This window comes from Pseudomonas sp. TJI-51 (genome assembly GCF_000190455.2).
Taxonomy (GTDB): domain Bacteria; phylum Pseudomonadota; class Gammaproteobacteria; order Pseudomonadales; family Pseudomonadaceae; genus Aquipseudomonas; species Aquipseudomonas juntendi.
This window is the reverse complement of sequence record NZ_AEWE02000049.1, coordinates 4084-9893: the sequence shown is the minus strand read 5'-3', so window position 1 is coordinate 9893 and position 5810 is coordinate 4084. Positions and strand designations below refer to the sequence as shown.

The following is a 5810-nucleotide window of genomic DNA, read 5'->3' as shown; positions in this document are numbered from 1 at the left end:
AGTTGGCTTGCCGACGATGGTCCGCAAAGCGGCCCCAGGGCCTCAGCCCTTGTTACCGACCAGGCTGTCGACCGCCGGCACGCGCGTGTCGCTCTCCATCTGCGCATCGTGTTCCAACTGGTGGCTGAAACGCTCCAGCGAGGCATTGGCCGGCTGTGAATCGCTGGCAAACACCGGTGGGCTGAGCAGGTACGCCGACAACAACTGGCTCAGGGCCGCCAGGCTGTCGATGTGCGTCCGCTCATAGCCGTGGGTGGCATCGCAGCCGAACGCCACCAGCGCGGTGCGAATGTCGTGCCCGGCCGTTACCGCCGAATGGGCATCACTGAAGTAGTAGCGGAACAGGTCGCGGCGTACCGGCAGGTCGTGGTCGCCGGCCAGTTTCAGCAAGTGCCGCGACAGGTGGTAATCATAGGGCCCCGACGAGTCCTGCATGGCCACGCTCACGGCATGCTCGCTGGAGGCTTGCCCGGGCGCCACCGGGGCAATGTCGATACCGACGAACTCGCTGACGTCCCAAGGCAGGGCACCCGCTGCGCCCGACCCGGTTTCCTCGGTAATGGTGAACAGCGGGTGGCAGTCGATCAGCGGTTGCTGGCCGCTCTCCACCACTGCCTTGAGCGCGGTGAGCAGCGCCGCGACACCGGCCTTGTCGTCCAGGTGACGGGCGCTGATGTGGCCGCTGTCCGTGAACTCGGGCAGTGGGTCGAAGGCCACGAAGTCCCCAATGCTCACCCCCAGCGCCTCGCAATCGGCGCGGGTGGCGCAATAGGCGTCCAGGCGGACTTCCACGTGTTCCCAGCTCACCGGCATCTGGTCGATGGCGGTGTTGAAGGCGTGCCCACTGGCCATCAGCGGCAGTACGCTGCCGCGGAACACGCCGGTGTCGGTGAACACGCTGACCCTGCTGCCCTCGGCGAAGCGGCTGGACCAGCAGCCAACCGGCGCCAGGGCCAGCCGGCCGTTGTCCTGCAGTTGGCGCACGCTGGCGCCGATGGTATCGAGGTGCGCGGATACGGCGCGGTCGGGCGAGGTTTGCCGGCCCTTCAAGGTCGCGCGAATGGTGCCGCGACGGGTCAGCTCGAAGGGGATGCCCAGTTCGTCCAGGCGTTCGGCCACGTAGCGCACGATGGTGTCGGTGAAACCGGTCGGGCTGGGGATGGCCAGCATCTCCAGCAGCACGCGCTTGAGGTATTCGAGATCGGGTTCGGGGTGTCGCTCGGACATGGTTGAATACTCCTTGCTCCTGTGCCGGCCTTTTCGCGAGTGAACCCGCGAAGAGCCCGGCACTGGTTTACGCCAAAGGCCGGCTATGCGGGAACAGCAGGTCGATGAAACGCTCGGCCGTTGGCTGCGGTTCGTGGTTGGCCAAGCCGGCGCGCTCGTTGGCTTCGATGATCACATACTCGGGCTGTTCGGCATCACGGACCATGAAATCCAGCCCGACCACCGGAATTTCCAGCGCCCGGGCAGCGCGCACGGCGGCGTCGGCCAGCACCGGGTGCAGGCGGGCGGTAACGTCTTCCAGGGTGCCGCCGGTGTGCAGGTTGGCGGTGCGCCGCACGGCCAGGCGCTGGCCGGGGGGCAGTACGTCGTCGTAACCCACGCCCGCAGCGCGCAGGGTACGTTCGGTTTCTTCATCCAGCGGGATACGGCTTTCACCCGCCGTAGCGGCCTGGCGACGACGGCTTTGGGCCTCGATCAACTGGCGCACACTGTGCTTGCCGTCACCCAGCACCTGGGCCGGGTGGCGAACGGCCGCTGCCACCACTTCATAGCCGATCACCACGATGCGCAGGTCGAGGCCGGCATGGAAGCTTTCCAGCAACACCCGGCTATCGAACTGGCGGGCATGGCCGACCGCCTGGGTCACGTCGTCGATGCAGGTCAGGTTTACCGCTACGCCCTGGCCTTGTTCGCCGTCAACGGGCTTGACCACCACCGCGCCATGCTCGTCGAGAAAGGCCAGGTTATCGTCGGCATTACCGGCCAATTGTTGCGCCGGCACCTGCAGCCCGGCAGTGCGCAGGGCATGCTGGGTCAGGCGCTTGTCCTGGCACAGCGTCATGGTCACGGCGCTGGTCAGGTCGCTGAGCGACTCTCGGCAGCGGATGCGCCGGCCGCCCAGGCTCAGGGTGAACAGCCCGCCGGCGGCGTCATCCACCTGTACCTCGATGCCGCGGCGCAATGCCTCGTCGACGATGATGCGTGCATAGGGGTTGAGGTCGGCCTGTGGGCCGGGGCCGAGGAACAGTTGCTCGTTGATGCCGTTCTTGCGCTTGACGGCGAAGGTGGGCAGGTTGCGAAAGCCAAGCTTCTGGTACAGGCGCTTGGCCTGGCGGTTGTCGTGCAGCACCGAAAGGTCGAGGTAGGCCAGGCCACGGCTCATGAAGTGCTCGATGAGGTGGCGCACCAGCACTTCACCCACGCCGGGGCGGGTGCAGTGCGGGTCGACTGCCAGGCACCACAGGCTGCTGCCGTTCTCGGGGTCATCGAAAGCCTTGGCATGGTTCAGGCCCATGACGCTGCCGATCACCGCGCCGCTGTCTTCGTCTTCAGCCAGCCAGTAGACCGGGCCGCCCAGGTGCCGAGGGGTAAGCAAGTCGGCATCGACCGGCAGCATGCCGCGCACTTGATACAAGGTGTTGATGGCCTGCCAGTCAGCCGGGTTCTGCGCCCGCCGCACGCGAAAACCGCGAAATACCCGCTGGGCTGGGCGGTAATCGGTGAACCACAGGCGCAGGGTGTCGGATGGGTCGAGGAACAACTGTTGTGGCGCCTGCGCCAGCACCTGCTGCGGTGCTGCCACATACAGCGCGATATCGCGTTCGCCTGGGCACTCGCCTAACAGGTCGTCGGCCAGGTCGGCCGGCTCGGCATAGGTGTGGCCAATCAGCAGCCGGCCCCAGCCGCAGTGCACGGCACGCGGCTGTTGGTGGGGCTGGCTGCCGTCGCCGGCCAGGCGCGCCTGCAGGCGCTCGTAGGACGGCGCCTGGCCACGCAGCAGGCGCTGACCGTAGGCGATTTCGTGGGGTTTCATCGGTCAGAGTCCTTGTTCGCTCAGCCACAGGTTCAATGCTGCCAGTTGCCACAGCTTGGAACCGCGCAGTGGCGTCAATTGGCCGTGCGGGTTGCTAAGCAGGCGGTCGAGCATGGCTGGGTTGAACAGCCCACGGTCCTGGCTGGGGTCGGTCAGCAGCTCGCGTACCCAACCCAGTGTGGCGCCTTCCAGGTGCTTCAGGCCCGGTACCGGGAAGTAGCCCTTCTTGCGGTCGATCACTTCATGCGGGATCACCCGCCGTGCGGCTTGCTTGAGCACCTGTTTACCGCCGTCTGGCAGCTTGAAGCGCGCCGGAATGCGTGCCGACAGCTCTACCAGGCGGTAGTCGAGGAACGGGGTGCGTGCTTCCAGGCCCCAGGCCATGGTCATGTTGTCGACCCGTTTGACGGGGTCGTCGACCAGCATCACGGTGCTGTCCAGGCGCAAGGCCTTGTCCACCGCCTGCGGCGCGCCGGGGCGGGCGAAATGCTCGCGCACGAAATCGCCAGCGGCATCGGTATCCAGCAACCACGGCGCCTGCACAGTATCGCGGTACTCGTCGTGGCTGCGGTCGAAGAAGGCGTTGCGGTATGCCGCGTAGGCATCGTCGGCGCCGTCCACCTGCGGGTACCAGTGGTAGCCGGCGAACAGTTCGTCGGCGCCCTGGCCGCTTTGCACGCCCTTGCAATGCTTGGCCACTTCCCGCGACAGCAGGTAGAAGGCGATGCAGTCGTGGCTGACCATCGGCTCGCTCATGGCGCGGAAGGCGGCAGGCAGCTGGTCGATGATTTCGTGCTCGGCAATGCGCAACTGGTGGTGGCGCGTGCCGTAGTGCCGGGCGATCAGGTCGGAGTACTGGAACTCGTCGCCGCGCTCGCCGCCGGCATCTTCAAAGCCGATGGAGAAGGTCGACAGGTCGTCCACACCGACTTCGCGCAGCAAGCCGACCAGCAGGCTGGAGTCGACACCGCCGGACAGCAGCACGCCCACGTCCACGGCGGCACGCTGGCGGATGGCCACGGCTTCGCGGGTCGCGTCCAGTACGCGGGTGGTCCAGCCTTCCAGGTCCAGCTCACTCTCATCGGCGTTGGGCCCGTATTGCAGTTGCCACCAGGTCTGGCGCTCGATTTCGCCGTGGCGGTCGATACGCATCCAGGTGCCGGGTTCCAGCTTTTGCACGTTCGCCAGCAAGGTGCGCGGTGCCGGCACTACGGCATGGAAGTTGAGGTAGTGGTTGAGCGCCACCGGGTCGAGCATCGGGTCGATGTCGCCGCCCTTGAGCAGCGCTGGCAGGGTCGAGGCAAAACGCAGCCGCTCGCCGTTGCGTGACAGGTACAGCGGCTTGACGCCCAGGCGGTCGCGGGCCAGGAACAGGCGTTGGTTATCGCGTTCCCAGATGGCCAGGGCGAACATGCCGTTGAGTTTCGGCAGTAGCGCCGCACCCCAGGCGTGGTAGCCCTTGAGCAGCACTTCGGTGTCGCCGTCCGACCAGAACTGGTAGCCCAAGGCCTGCAGCTCCTGGCGCAACTCGGGGAAATTGTAGATGGCACCGTTGAATGCCAGGGACAGGCCCAGGGTGTTGTCGACCATGGGCTGCGCCGAGCCGTCGGACAGGTCCATGATTTTCAGGCGGCGGTGGCCGAGGGCTATCGGGCCCTGGCTATGGAAGCCCCAGGCATCCGGGCCGCGTGGGGCCAGGTGATGGGTAATGCGCTCTACCGCCGCCAGGTCGGCTGGGCGTGGCGCTTGGCCGATGGGGGTGAAACGTAACTCTCCTGCTAATCCGCACATAAGTCCTTACCGGTTTTTCCGTTGGGGAGGTGGTGCCCCGGATTAGGGCACCTTAAGGAACTGACCCATGTGCTTTATGAGAGTTTTAGAACAATCTGTTATATGCGGCTGCGGCCTGCGACGCTTTTCTGCCCAATCGCGACACCGGTTTTGCCTTGCAGGAACGGCCCTGTGTGGCGATCGGGCTGCACCGCAGCCCCGGCTCCATCACTTGCCCCGTATCAGCCTGCGCAGGGCGAAGCGGTTAGGATGGCAAGCCTGCGCCACCCCTTGAGGCACCGGCAGCGGCTCCCCGCACACCCACGCCGCCAGCAGTTCCCCACTCAACGGCGCGGTGATCAACCCGCGCGAGCCATGCCCGCTGTTTACATACAGCCCGTCCAGCCAGGGGCAAGGGGCTTGCGGCACCTGCCGCGCATCACGCGCCAGTACCGCGTAGGTGTCGGCAAACGCCTGTGCATCGGCCAGCGGCCCGACAATCGGTAGGTAATCCGGGCTGGTGCAGCGGAATGCGGCCCGCCCTTGCAGGTGCTCAGGGTTCAGCGTTGCCACGCCCAGGCGTTGCGCCAGGTCGGTCGATATCTCGTCCAGCAACGCCAGGTTGCCCTGGTGTTCGGCCACCGTCGGCGCCAGGTTGTCACTGTTGAAATCAAAGCTCGCGCCCAAGGTATGTTCATCACCACGCGGCGGTGCCACGTAGCCCTCGGCGCACACCACGGTGCGAAGTGCCCGGCTGCCGACGGTGGCCGGCAAGCGGGTGATCTGGCCGCGGATGCGCTTGAGCGGCAACCCGGCACAGGCGTCGAAGCGGCGGACCTCGGCGGCTGCAGCCAGAACCACCACCGGTGCGCTGGCCAGCAGGCGCTCGCCGGCCCAGGCCTGCCACTGGTCAGCCACTTTGCGCAGTTCGATGACTTCCTGGTGGGTCACCAGCCGGATACCAGGGTGCTGCAACTGCTGCTGGCACAGGGCAGGCGGG

Annotated in this window: 4 protein-coding genes; all 4 read right to left on the bottom strand. The window is 66.4% G+C overall.

The window, feature by feature from the left end; all coding sequences use genetic code 11:
• Nucleotides 1–42: 42 nt before the first annotated feature.
• The gene (locus G1E_RS11645) at nt 43–1227 is read right to left on the bottom strand and encodes an osmoprotectant NAGGN system M42 family peptidase (RefSeq protein WP_009682071.1); all 1185 of its coding nucleotides are present in this window, start codon (nt 1225–1227) and stop codon (nt 43–45) included.
• A gap of 67 nt (nt 1228–1294) precedes the next feature.
• Nucleotides 1295–3040, bottom strand: coding sequence for an N-acetylglutaminylglutamine synthetase (ngg, locus tag G1E_RS11640; protein ID WP_009682070.1), 1746 nt, complete (start codon nt 3038–3040; stop codon nt 1295–1297).
• A 3-nt stretch (nt 3041–3043) separates the two neighbouring features.
• The gene (locus G1E_RS11635; RefSeq protein WP_009682069.1) at nt 3044–4831 is read right to left on the bottom strand and encodes an N-acetylglutaminylglutamine amidotransferase; all 1788 of its coding nucleotides are present in this window, start codon (nt 4829–4831) and stop codon (nt 3044–3046) included.
• 207 nt (nt 4832–5038) lie between these two features.
• Nucleotides 5039–5810 (bottom strand): FAD-dependent 5-carboxymethylaminomethyl-2-thiouridine(34) oxidoreductase MnmC (gene mnmC / locus G1E_RS29440; protein ID WP_256220442.1); only part of this gene is annotated, 772 nt, incomplete at its 5' end.

Coding starts and splice junctions, on each gene's coding strand:
- ngg (WP_009682070.1), bottom strand. CDS start 3,040: ATGAAACCCCACGAAATCGCCTACGGTCAGCGCCTGCTGCGTGGCCAG.
- G1E_RS11635 (WP_009682069.1), bottom strand. CDS start 4,831: ATGTGCGGATTAGCAGGAGAGTTACGTTTCACCCCCATCGGCCAAGCG.
- G1E_RS11645 (WP_009682071.1), bottom strand. CDS start 1,227: ATGTCCGAGCGACACCCCGAACCCGATCTCGAATACCTCAAGCGCGTG.